This window comes from Perlabentimonas gracilis, assembly GCF_011174675.1.
GTDB classification, from domain to species: domain Bacteria; phylum Bacteroidota; class Bacteroidia; order Bacteroidales; family Tenuifilaceae; genus Perlabentimonas; species Perlabentimonas gracilis.
This window is the reverse complement of record NZ_JAANIG010000003.1, coordinates 59,128-77,488: the sequence shown is the minus strand read 5'-3', so window position 1 is coordinate 77,488 and position 18,361 is coordinate 59,128. Positions and strand designations below refer to the sequence as shown.

Sequence of the window (18,361 nt, the reverse complement as noted above, 5' to 3'; positions counted from 1 at the left end):
TGTGTGTTTAGTTAAATCCGTATGCCCATTAAGCAGATGTCATCGATTTGATCGCTGGGCGATCCCGTTTCTGGATCGGGGAAGTTAATCCAATCAAGTAGCTTTTTCTCGATATAGTCTTTTTGCGCATCGCCATCCAGCAAATGTATATCAAGTAAAATTTTCTGTAAACGTTTTGTCGAGAATTTTTTGTAGCTCGGCCCACCCAGCTGATCGATTATTCCATCGCTTGTGAGGTAAACCATATCGCCTCTCTCTAGTTCAATGCTGTAGCTTTTAAATGAGTTATCCTTAAAATGTTTCGAGATGGGAATAATATCCGGTTTTATAGTGTAGAGTGCAACCTCTCCATTACTCGTGGTTTTTTCGATATGGGTAGTAATCTCAACATTCTGGTTTTCGCTCTTTACAATATAGCATGGGGTATGCGAACCTGCGTACTCCAGGGTCATTTTCCCATTCTTCTCGCTGAGTGCGCAAAATGCTATTACCATTCCATCGCGCACCTCGTTTTCCTCGTCTTCCTGCTGGAGGGCATTTAGCAGGTTGTCTTTAATGTTATTAAGAACCTCTTCAGGTTTGGTTAAGCGCTCCCTTTTTACAATCTCGTTAAGTAGTGATATGCCTAGCATGCTCATGAAGGCACCTGGAACCCCGTGTCCCGTACAGTCGCCAACAGCAAAAAGCTTCTGGTTGTTAACCTCAGCAGTCCAGTAAAAATCTCCGCTTACAATGTCGCGGGGCCAGTAAAGGATGAAGTTTTGTTCAAAATGTTTTGATATTACCTCTTGGCTTGGTAGTACAGCTCGCTGAATAAGCGATGCGTAGTATAGGCTGTCGGTTATCTGCGAGTGAGCATTCTCAATTATCATCTTTTGCTGAGAAATCTCTTGGTAAGCCGCTTCAATATTTTCGGCCTGTGCTTGTAGCTCCTCCTTCTGATGATTTATCTCGATGGTGCGTTCCTTTACCTTTTGCTCAAGTTCAAGGTTTGTGTTTCTGATAATGTCTTGAATTTTGAGAATCTGATCCTTTTCTAACCTTTCTTTTTCCAGTTCAGTTTCTACCACCTTCCGATTAAGCAGTCCTACTCGGTTCGATAGCGCTAGGGTGAACAGGAGCACCTGACCAAACGATCCTATTTTTAGGCTGTTAGCCATGAGGTGTGTAGTGAGGGTCTCAGCACTTGGTTTAATAATTACATATATCACAAAAATGCATAAAAAGATAAAGAATATGGTGTTGGCCCATAGGTAGTAACCCGCCAGGTAGTGGTTTTTGCGAAACGTGGTGATGGCAAAGGTTAGCAGAAAAACAAATGCAATAATATGGATGATGTGAATGTAGGGAGTAAAGTTCCAAAAGAACCCTAGGTTAATGAGAATAATTAAAGTAAGTGGAATAGCATAAAACACCTGAAAATACCTAAAGAACCTATGCCATTTGGGGAATCTCTTCTCCGAGTCGAGGAAATAGCGCGAAAAACCTATGTACGAGAATGTGCATAGAAGCGCAATGTAATTACCCGTAAAACGGGTAAATGGTTCCCAACCAGTAATGGCGTAGCCAACCCTCTCGAAAGCGATGAAGTACAGAGCCATTGAGGTGAATGCGAGGAAGAAGTATAGGAAACTTTTATCGCGAAAAAGGATGTACTGAAAAAGGATGTAAAACCCCAGCGAGAACAGTACGCCTACCAGAACGGCCAGTATAATCCAGTTGCGTGTGTATGCTTTCATCTCCTTCTCGGCTGGCCTAAGGCTTATGCTAACCAATGGTTTAAACTCTTGGTAGATCTCGGTGTTTACCTTAACATAGAAGGTAGACGTTTGGTTGCTAGGTATTTTTATCGGTATCACCGAAGGGTTTTCGGGGAATATACTCTCCGAGTTTTTCACATACTCTCCATTTTTAGCCAAATAGAAGGTGTCTGTTGGGCAAACCCTAAAAATCTCGTTGTATTGCTTTGGCATTATATACAAATGCCAGTTGATATGCTCAGACATTCTGTTCTCAACCGAAAACCTTATCCAATGGTATGCCGCCCCTCGGGTAAGGTTCGTGTCTCCAGTGAAATACTGGGCGTATTCTTTTTTAAGAACATCACCAAAATCCATGGTTCCCTTTGCGTCTGGTAGTATCTCTACGTGATGATTTATGTTGTATCTCTTATGAAGTTCACCCGAAAGAGAAAATGGTATTTGTGCCATAGAGCCACAATGCCCCAGTATAAATGCTAGGGTTAGAAGTGACGAAAGCCACAGCCTAAAACTTGAAGGTATAAAGGGGTTTTTTTTCACGTAATTTCAGGGCAGTTGCCAAACTCAGTTTTTTTTGAGCGAGCCAGCTGTTTGTTTTTTAAAGATAAGCAATTAATCAATTCGAAGGTTGTTGTTGGCTAAAAAGTTTTGTAATCTCCACCAAATGATAGTAAGGCTTGCTAAATTTCTCTATTTTTGTGGATAAACGGATACGAACCATACTTAAAATTTCCTGGAATGACAAATCCAACTGCTCCTACCCAAAAAGTATTAATGATTGATGCATCCAACTCCTACTACAAGCTAAACAGGTACAGCGTTGGTGACTTTTTTGGGCCAGTCGATCTGGGAATACACCTAGCTCACAAGTACAATAGCCTAAATGTGGGCGTTGGTTTACTTGCTGGTTCCATTTTTCCTGGATCTAATCGTTTGATATTTACTGGGGTGTCGCCCAGTTGGCATGGCTTTTACATTTCTTCAATGGGTGGTGCCGGCCTTGTGTTCGATAACCTAGGAATTAATATGTTTTCCATTGTGGGTAAAAGTTACACGCCCTCCATTTTATATCTTAACAGAAACCATGGCGAGGACATTGAGCTTGAACTCCTACCAGTGAGACGACGAGAGGTTTGGAATACGGGTAGAGGAGGCGTTTACGCCGTTATGGAGAAAGCAATGGAGCATTTTGGGCACCGATACGAGAATGATCCCCGAGTTCTTGCCGCAGGGCCTGCATCGATGTTCACCGATTTTGGTGGTATTGCCTCGGCACCCATTCGGAATGGTGAGTTAACGTACGTCGATACTTGGGCTGGCAGGGGAGGCTTTGGCTCCAAGATGCTTCAGGAGCATGGCATAGTGGGGATAATATACGGAGGAACCCATGTTGATGAAGATTTTCGCGACCGCAATGTGGCCGATCAGTGGTTTCAAGATAAATACAATAAGAAGCTGGCAGCCAAAGATATTGAGGCCACAACCAAATACCGATTCGACCCCAACTTCGATACGGGAGGAACTTTGGGTGTTAACTATGCCACTATAAACGAACGAATAATTGCTTTCAATTACAAAAGCATTTATATGCCTAAGGATGAGCGATTGAAAATTCATAATGACTTCATCCTAAATCATTACCTTAAGCAGTTTAACGAGGAGACCATAAAGCCTAAGCAGCAGAAAAACTGTGGAGAGCCCTGTGCTGCCGTTTGCAAAAAGATGAATGGAAAGTTCAAGAAGGACTACGAGCCATACCAAACCATGGGGCCTCTCTGCGGAATTTTCGATCAGCGTGCAGCGGAGCTGCTTAACCACCATGCCGATACCCTTGGGTTCGATGCCATATCGGTAGGGGGCGTTTTGGCGTGGCTCATGGAGTGTCTGCATGAGGGGTTACTTAAGCCCGAAGATTTGGGCGTTAAGGATGTCCCTGTTTTCTCTCCGGAGAAGTTTAATGTGGTGGAAGATTCAATGCACAACGCAAAGTTGGGTATTGCTCTACTCGATCAGATGACTATTGAGGGAGGAGCAATAGACCTTTCGCATGGGGCAAGGAAGTTTGGCCGGCGTTTAGCCCGAAAGAAAGGCGTGGCGATACTCGATAGGTTTGTTTATATCGCTTTTGCTCGTGAGGGATGGGTTGTCCCCAACCAGTACTGGACACCTGGGGCTATGTCGCCCATGGCAATTATGGGGAAATACTATATGAACTATGGCAAAGAGTTTATCCCGCCACGCGAACTTGGCCGCGAGAATGGCCGCCGTATGGTAAAGGAGCTGATGATGGATAATACTGGGGTGTGCCGTTTCCATAGAGCGTGGGCCGAAGATATTATGCCTGACATTATAGGGTCTCTCTATGGGCTTAAGGATCAATTTCTGAAGTCGTTGTTGCTTACTGCAAGCCGAATAAACAGCCGAAATGCATCCATATTCTGGGAGAGCGAACGTAGCATCGACTTTGTGCATACCTTTTTGATGAAGAAGCGCGACGAGGATGGGGTGCAAGACGTTGACCTTGAGCAGTGGCTCCAACGGTTTGAAGATAACAAGAAATCCGCAGCCCTTGACTTCTGGTACGAGATTCATAAGGGTATTCATGAAACCCTAAGCGAGTTCAAGTAGTGTTGTTTGCTCCATATATAGTTTAATATTGAAGCTAAACTTTAGGGTAAATAAATCCATCAAAGGGGAAAAATGAAAGTATCAATCATAAAATAAACTCCTAAATACAAGTAGAATATGAAAGTACACAAATTAAAAACAGTTATCGTTATGGCATTTGCTGCCACGCTACTGGGCTGCCAAGGCGATGGTTCTAGTAACCAGTCCGAGCCCGTTACCCCCGACGTTGAGCTTACTGCTCAGGAAATTCAGAATGGAGTATTAACCCCCGAAGTACTATGGAAATTCGGAAGAATTGGAAGCACATCCGTTTCGCCCGATGCAAAAACCGTTCTGTTTACGGTAACCCGCTACTCTATGGATGCTAACAAGGGTGTGACTAATATCTACACCGTTCCTGTTGAGGGAGGAGAGCCCAAGGAGCTAACCACCAATGCCACCAACGATTTTAGCCCACAGTGGCTACCTGATGGCAGTCGAATTGGATTCCTCTCGACTCGTGGTGGGGCAACCCAGCTATGGGAAATGAACGTTGATGGTGCAAACCCTGTGCAGGTAACTGATATCGAGGGAGGCATTAGCTCGTTTGCCTACGCGCCAACAGGCGATAGGATTATGTACACCAAGAATGTGCAGATTGAGAAAACGCCTAAGGATCTCCATCCCGATATGCCCAAGGTTAACGTGCGTATTACCGATAATATGATGTATCGCCATTGGAACTACTGGCGCGATGGTAGCTTCAGGCATATCTTCGTTGCCGACTACACCAACGGTAAGGTTGGCACAGGCAAGGATATTATGGAGGGTGAGCCTTGGGATTCGCCCATGTCGCCATATTTTAGCGACGATGAGCTTGCGTGGAGTCCCTGCGGAAAGATAATTGCCTACACATCAAAAAAATTCCATGGTAAGGATTTGGCCGTTACCACCAACTCCGACATCTATTTGTACAACATTGAGGATGGCACAACCGAGAACATCACCGAGGGGATGATGGGCTACGACAAGTACCCTGTTTTCTCGCCCGATGGCAAGATGATTGCTTGGCAGAGTATGGAAACTCCTGGCTACGAGAGCGACAAGGCACGCCTTTACGTGCTTAATCTCGAGACTGGCGAGCGTACCTACATGACCAAAGGGTTCGACCAAAACGCCAATAGCATTACCTGGAGTGGATGTGGTAACAATCTAATTTTTATCAGCGAGATTAATGCTACCCAGCAAATCTATAAAATCAATCTTGAGTCGAAAGAGATTACTCAAGTAACCGATGGATGGCACAACTACAGCTGGTTTTCGCCAGCAAAGGGAACACTGGTTGCCCAAAAAATGAGCATGAGCATGGCCACTGAGCTGTTCACCATCAACCCCGAAACGGGTGAGGACACGCAGCTAACCTTTATCAATAAGCATATCTACGATAATATCAAGATGGGTGAGGTTACCCAGCGCTGGGTTAAAACCACCGACGGTAAGAATATGCTGGTTTGGGTAATTCTTCCGCCCAACTTCGACCCAAACAAGGAGTACCCAGCACTACTTTACTGCCAGGGTGGGCCACAAAGCGCCGTGAGCCAATTCTTTAGCTATCGCTGGAATTTTCAGATTATGGCGGCTAACGACTATGTAATTGTTGCGCCCAATCGTAGGGGAGTGCCTTCGTTTGGTCAGGAGTGGAACGCACAAATATCGGGTGACTATAGCGGACAGAATATCAAGGACTACCTAAGCGCCATTGATAATGTGAAGCAGGAGCCTTGGGTGGATGAGGATAGGCTTGGCGCTGTTGGTGCAAGTTATGGCGGATACTCTGCATTCTACCTTGCTGGCGTACATCAAAATCGCTTTAAGGCATTTATTGCACATAACGGCATGTTCAACTTCGAGAGTTTCTATGCATCTACCGAGGAGACATTCTTCCCCAACCATGATTTTGGTGGCCCCTATTGGGACAAAACCAACAGGGTTGCACAGCGTACCTATGCTAATAGCCCGCATAAGCTGGTTCAGAACTGGAACACGCCCATAATGGTGGTTGTGGGTGAGCACGATTACCGTATTGCCTACTCCGAGGGACTGCAGGCATTTAATGCAGCCCAGCTGCTTGGCGTACCTAGCCGTTTGCTGGTTTTCCCCGATGAGACACATTTTGTGGTTAAACCTCAGAATGCAGTTGTATGGCAGCGCGAGTTCTTTGGCTGGCTCGATAAGTGGCTGAAATAGTTGATTTTACTATTTGTATATAAAAAGAGTGGCCCAATGTGGCCACTCTTTTTTTGCAATAACGCTACTTTAATCTTCAGGTTAACTCACGGTGACTAATTGCTGAGCAAATAGTCACCCCGTGAGTGGTTGTTATATGTTCGTGTGGACATATGTCGGACTCTAACCAAGCACTTTCAGGGCTTTGGTTTTAGCCTCGTTGTAGTTGTCGCAAATATTGTTGCGGCCAATCAGAAAATCAATTCTAGTCTTCTCTAGCTCCTTTTTCACCCCTGGTTGTACCCCCGAAAGAATTATTTTAACGTTTCGAACCTTCAGGTACTTTATCGTTTCCCTAAAGTTGTGTATACCCGAGGAGTCGATAAATGGGACATGTCGCATCCTGAGGATAAGCACCTTGTTTGTTTTCCCAAAGTTTTTGAGGGTCTCTCTGTATTTTTGGGCTGCAGCAAAAAAGAAAGGTCCTTTAATCTCGTACACCTCTATATCCTTTGGTAAATCGGAGTAGTCTTCCAGAGCATCCATATCGGCGTCGGCTGCAATTATATTGCTGGTGTTTGCCATTCGTTGCATGAATAGGAGTGCTGCCAGCACCATTCCAATTTGTATGGCTACGGTTAAATCTACAAGCACGGTTAGAAAGAATGTGGTTAGCAGTACCAGCACATCGTACTTCGACCCTTTAAGGATGGAGTAAAATGATCGCCACTCACTCATGTTGTAGGCCACTACCACAAGGATACCGGCAAGACAAGCAAGTGGAATTTGGGCTGCCCATTTTCCAAAGAAAATAACAATAAGCAACAGGGTAACGGCATGAACCATACCGGCAACTGGGGTTCTACCACCGTTCTTCACGTTAGTTGCGGTACGAGCTATGGCGCCTGTAGCAGGAATGCCCCCAAAAATGGCCGAAGCCATATTGCCCACACCCTGTGCAATAAGTTCGGTGTTAGAGCGGTGGTTTCCGCTTATCATCCCATCGGCCACCACAGCCGATAGCAGCGACTCAATTGCGCCCAGCAGCGCAATGGTGAATGCAGGTGCAATGTACTGGGTTAAGCTACCCAAGTTAATGGTTGGTAAGCTCAGGTTGATGGTGGTAGGCAAATCGCCATAAACCGAACCTATGGTATTTACCGGAAGTTTGAAAAGTATTGCAGCAACTGTCATAAGCACAATGGCTATGAACGAGCCAGGAATCTTTTTGAAAAGTTTTTTTGAGAAAATGGTTATCAACACGGTGAAAACAGCGATTAGAACCGCGTAAGTATTAATGCTTCCGAGTGAGGTGAAGTATGCTCCCCACTTGGGTATAAAGGCCGAAGGGATCTCTGTGAGGCCTAGCCCAAGGAACTCTTTTACTTGGGTTGAGAAAATAATTATTGCAATACCGCTGGTGAACCCAACTATTAGCGGGTGGGGGATAAACTTTATGATGGTGCCTAGCCTGAGCAACCCAAAGGCAACAAGCATTAACCCCGCCATAAAGGTTGATATAATCAGTCCTTCAATTCCGTACTGCTCAATTACTCCGAAAACAATAACCACAAAGGCGCCCGTGGGGCCCCCAATTTGCACCCGGCTACCGCCTAGTAGGGAGATCAGGAATCCTGCAACAATTGCAGTAATTATACCCCTCTCAGGCGAAACGCCCGATGCTATGGCAAAGGCAATGGCCAGCGGAAGAGCCACAATGCCAACTATTACCCCCGCCATCACATCCTTTTGCAGCTGATGCTTGCTATACCCCTCGCGCAGGATGCTGAATAGTTTTGGTTTGAAAATGCTGTTCATTTGTCTATTAGTAAGGGTTACACCAATATGCTAACTGGTGTAATAAGGTTTTGTAAGTATGTTTTTTGTAATTAGGTTGTTGATGTGAAGCATAGAGATTTACTCTACATTTCGAAAGTAGAATATTAGCCAGTGTGCTCAATATCCCACTTTAGCGCGTGCCTGCAATTTCTGGCAATAATGTGGCTTTTGCCAATTATGCTGTTTGCTGGGAACATTTTGCTGTATATGGGTTGTAACCTGTTCAAAGTATTTCTGTTTGAAGCCGCAAAGCTAGTAATTATTGGATTGATTGCTATGTAGAGATTGGAAAATATTTTATGTTTAATAATCGTTCTGAGTTGTTTGTTGCTAAACAAATAAAAAACCCATCCCCTAAAAGGTGGATGGGTTATAGCTGTAATTTGATTTGGCTAGAAACGTTGCTCAACCACCTTCCAGTCCACCAGCTGCCAGAAGGCCTCAATGTAGTCGGGGCGGCGGTTTTGGTAGTCGAGGTAGTAGGCGTGTTCCCACACATCGCAGGTTAAAATGGGGGTAAGCCCATTGCGTATGGGGTTGCCGGCATTCGACTCCTGCACAATCTCAAGATGACCATAGGCATCCTTCACTAGCCAGGCCCAACCCGAGCCAAACAGCGTGGCGGCAGCCTTGGCAAAAGCCTCTTTAAACTTTGCAAATGAGCCAAAGTCGCGCTCAATGGCCTCGGCCAACTTGCCCATGGGCTCTTTCTGCGGATTTTTAGAGAATGCCTCGAAGTAGAAGGTGTGGTTCCAAACCTGTGCACCATTGTTGAAAATGCCCCCATCGGCCTCCTTAATAATGGTTTGCAAATCGGCATTCTCGAACTTGGTGCCTTTAACCAGGTTGTTCAGATTGTTCACGTAGGCTTGGTGGTGCTTACCATGGTGAAACTCTAACGTGTTCTTGCTAATGATTGGGTTTAGGTCGTCCAATCCGTAGGGTAGTTTTGGAAGTTCAAATGCCATAGTAGTTGAATTTTGTTTGGTTTAGTAAAAGGTGTTAAGGCAAATTTAATAAATTTGAAGAGCATTCACAAGTTAATCCTTGCGTATGTTCTGCTGAAGCAAATGGCTACTTTAGTTTTTGTAAAACATAAAACACCTAAGCTATGGACGAATCTTTGGTGACTGAAATGACGGTAAACACTTCCACAGTTGTCACATTTATTGGGTACCTTTTGCTTATCCTGCTTATTGGTATCTTCTCTAGCCGATTTTCATCAAAGGATATTAGCAACTACTTTATTGGTGGCCGTAAAATGGGGCGGCTAATTGTGGCCATGTCGGCAGTGGTGTCGGGTAGGAGCGCCTGGTTACTACTGGGCTTTACAGGTATGGCCTACACAATGGGATTATCGGCTCTGTGGGCAGCCGTGGGCTACATTGTGGTAGAGTTCCTGCTGTTCTTCTTTTATGCCGTTAGGCTTAGGCGATTCACCGAGAAGTACGACTGCATTACAGTTCCCGATTTTTTTACCATCCGCTTTCCCGACCCCAAGGGGTATCTTAGGCTAGCCGTAGTGCTTATCATTCTTATCTTTATGGTATCTTACGTTTCGGCGCAGTTTGTTGCGGGTGGTAAGGCGCTGGCAACAAGTTTTAGTATCAATTACTCGTGGGGATTGGTAATCACAACATCCATAATTCTGGTGTATGTGGTTTTAGGGGGATTTTTAGCTGTAAGCCTAAACGATACCATCCAAGCCTTTATAATAATTATTGCACTGGTGGTGGTTCCCATTAAGTCGATACTCGACTTTGGAGGATTCGCACAGTTTATTGATATGCTTAGGCAGGTCGACTCTGGAAGTTTTGCTAGTCCTATTGCCATAAGCGCAGGTGCAGCCATAGGGTTTGTGGGCATTGGCTTGGGTTCGCCGGGCAATCCGCATATCATATCTCGCTACATGTCCATTAAGAGTGCCAAGCAGTTGCCTTCGGTTGCTGTTATTGGCACATTGGCCAACATTGTTATGGCTGTTGGCGCTTTATTTATAGGATTGGTGGGCAGGTTATACTTTCCCGATGTGACAGCTCTTCCAGCTTCCGATACCGAGAACCTCTATCCCGTTTTGGCCTACGGCCATTTAAGCCCGGTGGCTTTTGGGTTAGTAATTGCCTCCATATTTGCTGCCATTGTTTCCACCGCTGACTCTCAGCTCCTTGTTGCCGGTTCATCGGTTGTTCGCGATGTGTACGAAAAATGGTGGATGCGTGGGAAAGTGGTTCCCCAAAAGCGATTGGTTTTTCTCAGCCGTTTGGTAGTATTTCTGGTTGTGGTAATTGCATTGGTCATGGGTTTTATTGCAGGGGAGCTGGTGTTTTGGCTGGTGCTGTTTGCCTGGGCAGGTTTGGGTGCTGCCTTTGGTCCCACATCAATACTGGCATTGTACTGGAAACGTGCTACAACAGCAGGAGTTATTAGCGGAATAGTGGTGGGTGCCATTACCGTAATTGTTTGGAATCAGGTTGGTTTCCTTAAAAACCTAATCTATGAGCTAATCCCTGCATTTTCGCTATCGCTTATTACCACCATTGTGGTAAGCCTTTTCACTCAAAGACCCAGCGGGGTTGACCAAATGTTTGAGGTTATGGGTAAGGATATTGGGGAGAAGTAGATGTTTATTGGCTTTTTAAAATTAGAACAATTCAGTAGTTATGACGCTCACCCAACTACGTATCACAATTGATACTATTGCTTGTCTCAGCATAAAAGCAGGTAATTCAATTTGCAAAAGAGCCAAATTTTGCCAATGAAAAGATTATAGGATGTTCAGAAACAATAAACTAATCATTGATTATAATAGGTTTTATTAGAAAAATGGTTTGTAAGTAAATCAGAATTTGAATAAATAAATCAAAAAAAACCTAGACCTTTGTAGACTAAAGATTGAAAAGTAGATAGAAAGAAGAATGCTATGTTAAGATATTCTGAATTAAAGGATAAGATAAAGATTGATCCGCTAAGAGATATAGAAAATGAGCAGGCTTACGTGACCCATTATTTTCATAATTTTGGGGATTCTGTTGTAAAGTATTTTGAAGAGCCTGCAATTTCATATTTAACTAGACATAGTGTAAATGTGCAAGCGAAATTGAATTTTAAATGGGATATTCCATTTCCTGCCCCGGAGAATCCAAAATTCAAGTTCATTGATCTTTTTGCCGGGATAGGTGGAATAAGATTAGCTTACCAAAAGGTTGGTGGGAAATGTGTTTTTTCTTCCGAATATAACAAATTTGCCAAAGTGACTTATGAAGCAAATTTTGGAGAGGTGCCATTTGATGATATTACAGTAATTAGCGAGAATAGTATTCCAGAACATGATGTTTTATTGGCCGGGTTTCCTTGCCAATCCTTCTCTATATTAGGTATTTCCAACTTTAATTCAGTATAATTACAAATGTTTGTTATAGGTGTTTCCACTGGTCGCTCCTTCGCTACACAAAACTTTAAGGCCAAAGAAAAGGCCGTCACATCAACCTTTAACGCAGTTCGCTGCATAAATTTAACCCTATGCAAGAAACTAGTGAAGTTTATATCTATAATGATCAACCAGTAATATGCCCTCATTGTGGTTGTAGAACAGAAATATTGATAGACTTATATTTTTTGCCAGAAAAAACACAAGTTCATCATTGTTTATCGCAAGATTGTGAAACTGAGTTTTTAACCGAAGAAGATATCTGATGAAAAAGGGACAACGTTTATGGACAAGAGATGAACTAATTTTAGCCATTAACTTGTATTGTAAATTGCCATTTGGAAAATTACATAGGCATAATCCTCAGGTTATTAACCTCTCGGTTTTAATTAACAGAACTCCAAGCTCAATAGCTTACAAGCTTGTAAACTTTGCAAGCCTAGATCCAAGTCTCAAAGCCAAAGGAATTAAAGGAGCATATAATGCAAGTAGGTTGGACAAAGTAATTTGGGATGAATTTTATAATAATTGGGAAGATTTACCATTTGAAAGCGAGAAACTTCTTGCTAAAATTGAGAATAAACCTATTGAGAATATTTCCAAGATAGATTTAAAAGATCTGCCTGAAGGGAAATCAAAAGAAAAGATGATTAAAATTAGAGTGAATCAATCATTCTTTCGACACTTGATTCTAGCTTCATATAATTACACCTGTTGCATAACTGGTTTAAATCAAAGTGACTTATTAATTGCAGGGCATATAAAACCCTGGAGCGAAGACAAAAAAAACAGATTGAATCCAAGGAATGGAATAGCAATTAATGCTTTGCATGATAAGGCTTTTGAAAATGGATTAATTACAATCACTCCTGAATATAAAATCAAGGTTTCAAATGTATTGTTGAAACAAAAAAAAACAGAAATTCTTGAAAAGTATTTTTTTCAATATCAAGATAAGGAAATATTTTTGCCATCAAGATTCTTGCCAGATAGTGAGTTCTTAAAATATCACAATGAATTTCGTTTTCAAAGGTAGAAATGTCTTAAAATGATTGTGGATATACCTTAGAGGCAGAACTAGGAATAACTCCTAATGGTTATTCAGAACCTGACTTTTTGGGTTGGGAGATAAAGCAGTTTGGTGTCACAAATTTTGAAAGGATAAATTCATCTGTAATTACACTTATGACACCTGAGCCAACTGGTGGAATTTACAAAACTCACGGTGCAGATTATTTTGTAAGAACTTACGGTTACCCTGATAAAACCGGACGCCCAGACCGAATGAATTTTGGGGGAATTCACAAGTCAGGGGAAGTCCATTCAACTACTCAATTAGAGTTGAGGCTAATAGGTTTTGATCATGAAAGTGGAAAAATTAGAAACACCAACGGAAAAATAGCTCTGCTTGATCAAAATGAGAACGAAACAGCTTCATGGAGTTTTTCATCAATGCTTTTGCATTGGAATCGAAAACATGATAAAGCGTGCTATGTCCCTTCACAGTCTATAACTACTGGAGATAGGAAATATAAGTTTGGAAATAATGTGATTTTAGGTACAGGTACTGATTTCCAGTTATTCCTTTCTCAATTGGCTGCGGGTAATATTTATTACGACCCAGGCATTAAACTTGAGAATATATCTACAAAACCTAAAATAAAAAAAAGAAGCCAGTTTAGGATTAAGTCAAAATTTCTACCGAAATTGTATAAGAAGAATGAAATTGTAAATGTGATGGGATAATACTTTCACTTTAGAACCCATACTAAGTGCTAGTTTGTTCAACCTAACCCAAAATCCTAAATATGTAGAAAAATAAGTCTGTTCTAAGCAGCGTATTGAGTGAGGGGGAGAATGGTAACAAAAAGTTGTGGTTGCAACCAATGACGATAGATTAGGTTTTTGGAATCCAATAGTTCATTCGTGTCAATTTCGTTGTCTAGAAAAAATGTCAATTACACCCCAGGGTACCTACTCTTCCCATTTAGAGTTTTCATATATCGACCCGAAGTATTTTGATACGCTCTGTTCATAACCACCACCTACCTCTATAAAATTAAAAGCGGTTGAATAGGTTTTAAGCCATATTCAACCGTTAACAATCTTTAGATATCTAATTTGCACCCTACTTGTAAAGGTCTGGATACCTTTTTGGGTTAACCTCGTGCATAATTTCATACACCGTTTCGAACACATCCTCGGCATTGGGGTTCGAGAAGTAGTCGCCATCGGTGGTGTAGGCCGGCCTATGCTCCTTGGCGGTGATGGTTCTGGGCTCCGAGTCGAGGTAGTTAAATGCCCCACGCTCCTCAAGTACTTTTTGCATCATGAATGCTGTGGCACCGCCGGGAACATCCTCATCGAAAAATGCCACGCGGTTAGTTTTCTTCACCGATTCGAGCACCATGTTGGGCAAGTCGAATGGGAGCAGGGTTTGCACATCAATTAGTTCAACCGAGATGCCAAACTCATGCAGCTGCTCTACGGCCTCCTGTGCAATGCGAACGCAGCTACCGTAGGTTACAAGGGTTATATCGGTTCCCTCGCGGAGAACTTCGGGTACTCCAAGCGGAACTTTAAAATCGCCAATATTGTCGGGCATTTTCTCCTTTAACCTGTAGCCGTTTAGCGGTTCAATTACCAGGGCTGGATCGTCGGCCTCAAGCAGCGTATTGTACATACCCGCGGCTTGGGTCATATTGCGTGGAACGCAAACATATATCCCCCTAATGGAGTTGATAACCATGCTGAGCGGTGAGCCTGAGTGCCAAACACCCTCGAGCCTGTGGCCACGGGTGGAGATGATTAGCGGTGCCATCTGCCCGTTCTTGGTGCGCCATCGTAGGGTGGCCAGGTCGTCGCTCAGGGTTTGCAGGGCGTAAAGTAGGTAGTCGAAGTATTGAATTTCGGCAACGGGTCTAAGTCCACGCTGAGCAGCACCTAAGCCCTGCCCAATTATGGTGGTTTCTCGAATGCCGGTATCGGTAATCCTAATCTCACCAAATTTTTGCTGCAGGCCTTCGTAGGTTTGATTTACCCCGCCAATATTACCCACATCCTCGCCAAAAGCTACTAGCAGAGGGTTTTTCTCAAACTGCTTGTGCCAGTTGTCGCGAAGCACCTCACGGCCAGTTACGGTTACCGACTTATCGGAGAACTTGGCGGGTATCGGTTTAATTCGTAGCGCCGATTTTTCGGTTTCGCAGTATAGGTGGGTGCTATAAAGGTCGTTGGCCTTCTCGTAGTTCTCCTTCATCCATATCGATAGGTCGCTTTGCAGCTGCTTACGGATGGAGCAGTCGGTGCATACGTGCCTTAAAATTCGCTTGGCGGAGCTCATGTTATCCTTACGGATGGGGTTGGGAAACTTTTTTAGCTCGGCGGTTATTAGGCCAACCTTGTCGATATGCTCGCGCTTACAAACGCATGAGCGGTTGTCGATAATCTTAACTAGGGCATCGCGCTCGGCTTTAATGGGCTCGGTGTATTTTTTCCAAGCGGCATTTTTTGCCTCACGGGCATCAGTAGCGGCTTTTTCCTCAATAGCTTTTAGCTCATCGTTGCTGGCCAGCTTGTTGTCAATTATCCATTGTCTAAACTTGTTGTTGCAGTCAAAATCTTGTTCCCACTGTAATCGCTCGGCTGATTTATAACGTTCGTGCGACCCCGAGGTGGAGTGCCCTTGGGGCTGAGTAATTTCAGTGATATGGAAAAGGATCGGCGTGTGCGTTGTGCGTGCCTCATCCACACCCTGGCTAAAGGTTTCAATTAGTCCATGGTAGTCCCAGCCCTTGGCCTTGTATATCTTCATTCCTGTTTTATCGCCCTTCTTCTTCTCTATACCCGAAAGCAGTTCGGAGATGCTCCCTTTGGCGGTTTGGTATTCGCGGGGCACCGAAATTCCGTAGCCATCGTCGTACACAGTCATGGCCATAGGGACTTGCAGCACAGCAGCAGCGTTTATGGTTTCGAAAAAGTGCCCCTCTGAGGTGCTGGCATCGCCAATGGTGCCAAAGGCAACCTCGTTGCCTTTGTTCGAGAAGTTTTTGTACTGGTGTAGCTCCCTGTTCTCTCTGAAAAGCTTCGAGGCCCATGCCAAGCCAAGTAATCGGGGCATTTGTCCGGCGGTGGGGGAGATATCGGCCGATGAGTTCTTCATGGCCGTTAGATCCTTCCATGTGCCATCGGGGTTTAGGGAGCGTGTGCCAAAGTGGTTGTTGAACGAACGGCCAGCGTTACCGGGGTTAAGCTCCACATCGGTTTGCCCGTAGAGTTGAGCAAAAAAATCTTCGGCGCTAAAAAGCCCTGCAGCCATCATAAAGGTTTGGTCGCGGTAGTAGCCCGAGCGCCAATCGCCATCCTTAAAGTTTTTGGCCATCGCAATTTGGGTAAGCTCCTTACCATCGCCAAATATACCAAACTTGGCCTTGCCGGTTAGTACCTCTTTGCGGCCCAGTAAGCTAATCTCGCGGCTTAGCCTTGCAATATAGTAGTCGTTTAGTATCTCTTGTTTATCGAATTCGATGTTGGTTTTTTTACTTGCCATTTTCCTAGATGTTTGTTTTAGTAAAGGTATTAAATAGTTTCCTATAGGGTAATAATTCAAACAAAGAACTGCAAATAAGGTTTACAAAAAAATGCCTCGAGTTTGTCGCTCGGGGCATTTTGTAAGTAGTGTGTAAATAGATTATTTCTCAACGGGTACTCCACGGAATCGCAATGTGCCTAGCTGCTTGTTACCATCGCCAACTACCTGAATCTCGATGACAGCCATCCTAGTAACGTTCTGGAAACTGCCCCTACGGAAAGTTATGGTTCCTTTAATCTGAATACCCTCTATCAGATCTCTGTTGCGTAAAGTGCTATGCATATATGGGCTTTCAAACTCAGTTCCATTTGGATCGATAAAGCGGGAGTTAACGTAGTATATTTTATCGTCCGCTTTGTTGTTAACAACGCTCATTTCAACTTCAACCCTGTCACCAAAGTTTTTGGCCTTAATTAGTTCAAATTCCATATCGCCAATTTTGCCGGTGAATTTCCCTTGGGGTTGTGCCGGAGGGGTGGGTCTATCAACATAAACTGGTTTCTCAACAACAACCTCTTTCTCGATATACACTGGTTTTTCCACAATTACCTGTTTTTCCACCACTACAACCTGAGGTTGTTGGGGTTTGGACTGTGGTTTACGAATGGGCTTGCCCAGTAACTTGTCGGTAATCTTCGACGATGGGAAAAGAAGGGTAGAGTAGATATTTGTGCTTTTTAAGCCGTTGGGAACAAGATATCCTGTAAGACTTATGTTATCACCCCGGTCATTAATCTGGCCGTAAATGAAAACCTCGGGAACCATACCAATTTCCCTGAAAATCTGTTCGCTCAGGTCGGAGTAATTCTTAAAGTCGTTACTCATCTCGAGCGACCATTCGTAAGCCTCTGTTATCCGGTTCATAGCGTTTTGGTCAATCACCTCAAAGCGGTTGCTCGAACGGTAAAGGAAGTTTAACTCATCTTGTATATACTGGTTAAAGGGCAACAGGCGGTTGTCGTTGGTACGGAATTGGAGAATTGCCACCTTTACTTTACCTCTGCCGGGGTATTTGGACTCGAGTTCCTGAGCAATTTTACTAATGCTCTGTTTAAGAGCTTCCTCGTTGTTGGCAAATCCCGAAAAGGAGAAGGCCAGAATGCAGATCAGGGAAAAAGTAAGTTTTCTCATAGTTTTCGTGTTAGGGTTAACGGGTAATCAAAATTAATTAAAATATTTCTTTATTTAAGAGACTGTTTAAATTTAATTTAGCAAGTCGATCAAACATTTTATTAACCCTGATTATGTGTTTTGTGCTATGAGTTGGGGATTGAAATGCCTATTTTCTCGATGCTGATTTGAAGCCGTCAATCGTCTCGTACATAGGCTTAACCACCTCTTCGCCAGCTTTGTCGATAAAGCCTAGCAGCCCGTCCTTCTCAATCAATGCCCATTCTGGCATATGGTTGCCAAATGGCGAAATGGCATCGTACTTGGGCTCAACAACCTCTTTTCCAAACAGGTCGATAAACCCGAGTAATCCATTTTTCTGAACCAACGCCCAGTGCTCCTTAAACTCGTCAAACCTATCAATGGCTTCGTATTTTGGTTCAACTACCTCGGCACCAGTTTTATCAATAAAGCCAAGCAAGCCATCTTTTTCAACTAGAGCCCAGCTTGCTGCGAACTCGCCAAACGACGATATGCTATTGTATTTTGCTTCAACTACCTCTTTCCCAAATCCATCGATATAGCCAACCAGCCCATTTCGCTCAACGGCAACCCAGTAATCCTGTGGGTTATCCTTTGGTGTTTTAGTTTGCTTGTTGTTCTGTGCAAATACCGATGTGGCAAGGCAAATAATTGCAATTGCGATGAGTTGTTTTTTCATGATTCTGTGTTTTAGGTTTGTTTTAGGGTCGATTTAAATTCCTTTATGGCGAAGTTATACCACTATGTTTTGTTTTTCGG

The 18,361-nt window shown here is 43.6% G+C and carries 11 protein-coding genes and 1 pseudogene; 6 read left to right on the top strand and 6 right to left on the bottom strand.

Features of this window, described 5'->3' with window-relative positions; all coding sequences use genetic code 11:
* Window positions 1–11: 11 nt before the first annotated feature.
* The gene (locus tag G8O23_RS02325; protein ID WP_166361354.1) at window positions 12–2,210 is read right to left on the bottom strand and encodes a 7TM diverse intracellular signaling domain-containing protein; all 2,199 of its coding nucleotides are present in this window, start codon (window positions 2,208–2,210) and stop codon (window positions 12–14) included.
* Between the two features lie 288 nt (window positions 2,211–2,498).
* On the opposite strand from G8O23_RS02325, the gene G8O23_RS02320 reads away from it, so the two are divergent.
* Window positions 2,499–4,388 carry an aldehyde ferredoxin oxidoreductase C-terminal domain-containing protein gene (locus G8O23_RS02320; protein ID WP_166361352.1) on the top strand — a complete coding sequence of 630 codons (1,890 nt, stop codon included), beginning with the start codon at window positions 2,499–2,501 and terminating at the stop codon, window positions 4,386–4,388.
* A 117-nt stretch (window positions 4,389–4,505) separates the two neighbouring features.
* On the top strand, window positions 4,506–6,614 hold the full coding sequence (locus tag G8O23_RS02315; RefSeq protein ID WP_235942232.1) for a S9 family peptidase: 2,109 nt from the start codon (window positions 4,506–4,508) through the stop codon (window positions 6,612–6,614).
* Window positions 6,615–6,776: 162 nt separating this feature from the next.
* On the opposite strand, the gene G8O23_RS02310 is transcribed toward G8O23_RS02315, so the two are convergent.
* Together G8O23_RS02310 and G8O23_RS02305 are read right to left on the bottom strand one after the other, a co-directional pair.
* The gene (locus tag G8O23_RS02310; protein ID WP_166361350.1) at window positions 6,777–8,411 is read right to left on the bottom strand and encodes a SulP family inorganic anion transporter; all 1,635 of its coding nucleotides are present in this window, start codon (window positions 8,409–8,411) and stop codon (window positions 6,777–6,779) included.
* A 413-nt stretch (window positions 8,412–8,824) separates the two neighbouring features.
* Window positions 8,825–9,400: a superoxide dismutase gene (locus G8O23_RS02305; protein ID WP_166361348.1), complete on the bottom strand. Its 576-nt coding sequence runs from the start codon at window positions 9,398–9,400 to the stop codon at window positions 8,825–8,827.
* Between the two features lie 143 nt (window positions 9,401–9,543).
* Here G8O23_RS02305 and G8O23_RS02300 point away from each other — a divergent pair, with 143 nt between their 5' ends.
* The 4 genes and pseudogenes from G8O23_RS02300 to G8O23_RS02285 form a co-directional block, all read left to right on the top strand.
* Window positions 9,544–11,052: a sodium/proline symporter gene (locus G8O23_RS02300; RefSeq protein ID WP_166361346.1), complete on the top strand. Its 1,509-nt coding sequence runs from the start codon at window positions 9,544–9,546 to the stop codon at window positions 11,050–11,052.
* 300 nt (window positions 11,053–11,352) lie between these two features.
* On the top strand, window positions 11,353–11,832 hold the full coding sequence (locus G8O23_RS17665) for a DNA cytosine methyltransferase (protein WP_166361344.1): 480 nt from the start codon (window positions 11,353–11,355) through the stop codon (window positions 11,830–11,832).
* A 292-nt stretch (window positions 11,833–12,124) separates the two neighbouring features.
* Window positions 12,125–12,895 carry an HNH endonuclease gene (locus G8O23_RS02290; protein WP_166361342.1) on the top strand — a complete coding sequence of 257 codons (771 nt, stop codon included), beginning with the start codon at window positions 12,125–12,127 and terminating at the stop codon, window positions 12,893–12,895.
* A 29-nt stretch (window positions 12,896–12,924) separates the two neighbouring features.
* Window positions 12,925–13,605: pseudogene (locus G8O23_RS02285) on the top strand (MvaI/BcnI family restriction endonuclease); the annotation flags it as partial.
* 382 nt (window positions 13,606–13,987) lie between these two features.
* On the opposite strand, the gene G8O23_RS02280 reads toward G8O23_RS02285, so the two are convergent.
* The 3 genes from G8O23_RS02280 to G8O23_RS02270 all read right to left on the bottom strand — a co-directional run bounded on the left by G8O23_RS02280 (window position 13,988) and on the right by G8O23_RS02270 (window position 18,281).
* Window positions 13,988–16,408, bottom strand: coding sequence for an alpha-ketoacid dehydrogenase subunit alpha/beta (locus G8O23_RS02280; protein WP_166361340.1), 2,421 nt, complete (start codon window positions 16,406–16,408; stop codon window positions 13,988–13,990).
* A 141-nt stretch (window positions 16,409–16,549) separates the two neighbouring features.
* Window positions 16,550–17,581: a hypothetical protein gene (locus G8O23_RS02275; protein WP_166361338.1), complete on the bottom strand. Its 1,032-nt coding sequence runs from the start codon at window positions 17,579–17,581 to the stop codon at window positions 16,550–16,552.
* A gap of 148 nt (window positions 17,582–17,729) precedes the next feature.
* Entirely contained in the window at window positions 17,730–18,281 is a 552-nt protein-coding gene (locus tag G8O23_RS02270) for a WG repeat-containing protein (RefSeq protein WP_166361336.1), read from the bottom strand.
* Between the last annotated feature and the right edge of the window lie 80 nt (window positions 18,282–18,361).

What these genes read in the sequence shown, in the direction of transcription:
- G8O23_RS02325 (WP_166361354.1), bottom strand. Translation starts at nt 2,210, where the DNA reads ATGGCACAAATACCATTTTCTCTTTCGGGTGAACTTCATAAGAGATAC.
- G8O23_RS02320 (WP_166361352.1), top strand. Translation starts at nt 2,499, where the DNA reads ATGACAAATCCAACTGCTCCTACCCAAAAAGTATTAATGATTGATGCA.
- G8O23_RS02315 (WP_235942232.1), top strand. Translation starts at nt 4,506, where the DNA reads ATGAAAGTACACAAATTAAAAACAGTTATCGTTATGGCATTTGCTGCC.
- G8O23_RS02310 (WP_166361350.1), bottom strand. Translation starts at nt 8,411, where the DNA reads ATGAACAGCATTTTCAAACCAAAACTATTCAGCATCCTGCGCGAGGGG.
- G8O23_RS02305 (WP_166361348.1), bottom strand. Translation starts at nt 9,400, where the DNA reads ATGGCATTTGAACTTCCAAAACTACCCTACGGATTGGACGACCTAAAC.
- G8O23_RS02300 (WP_166361346.1), top strand. Translation starts at nt 9,544, where the DNA reads ATGGACGAATCTTTGGTGACTGAAATGACGGTAAACACTTCCACAGTT.
- G8O23_RS17665 (WP_166361344.1), top strand. Translation starts at nt 11,353, where the DNA reads ATGTTAAGATATTCTGAATTAAAGGATAAGATAAAGATTGATCCGCTA.
- G8O23_RS02290 (WP_166361342.1), top strand. Translation starts at nt 12,125, where the DNA reads ATGAAAAAGGGACAACGTTTATGGACAAGAGATGAACTAATTTTAGCC.
- G8O23_RS02280 (WP_166361340.1), bottom strand. Translation starts at nt 16,408, where the DNA reads ATGGCAAGTAAAAAAACCAACATCGAATTCGATAAACAAGAGATACTA.
- G8O23_RS02275 (WP_166361338.1), bottom strand. Translation starts at nt 17,581, where the DNA reads ATGAGAAAACTTACTTTTTCCCTGATCTGCATTCTGGCCTTCTCCTTT.
- G8O23_RS02270 (WP_166361336.1), bottom strand. Translation starts at nt 18,281, where the DNA reads ATGAAAAAACAACTCATCGCAATTGCAATTATTTGCCTTGCCACATCG.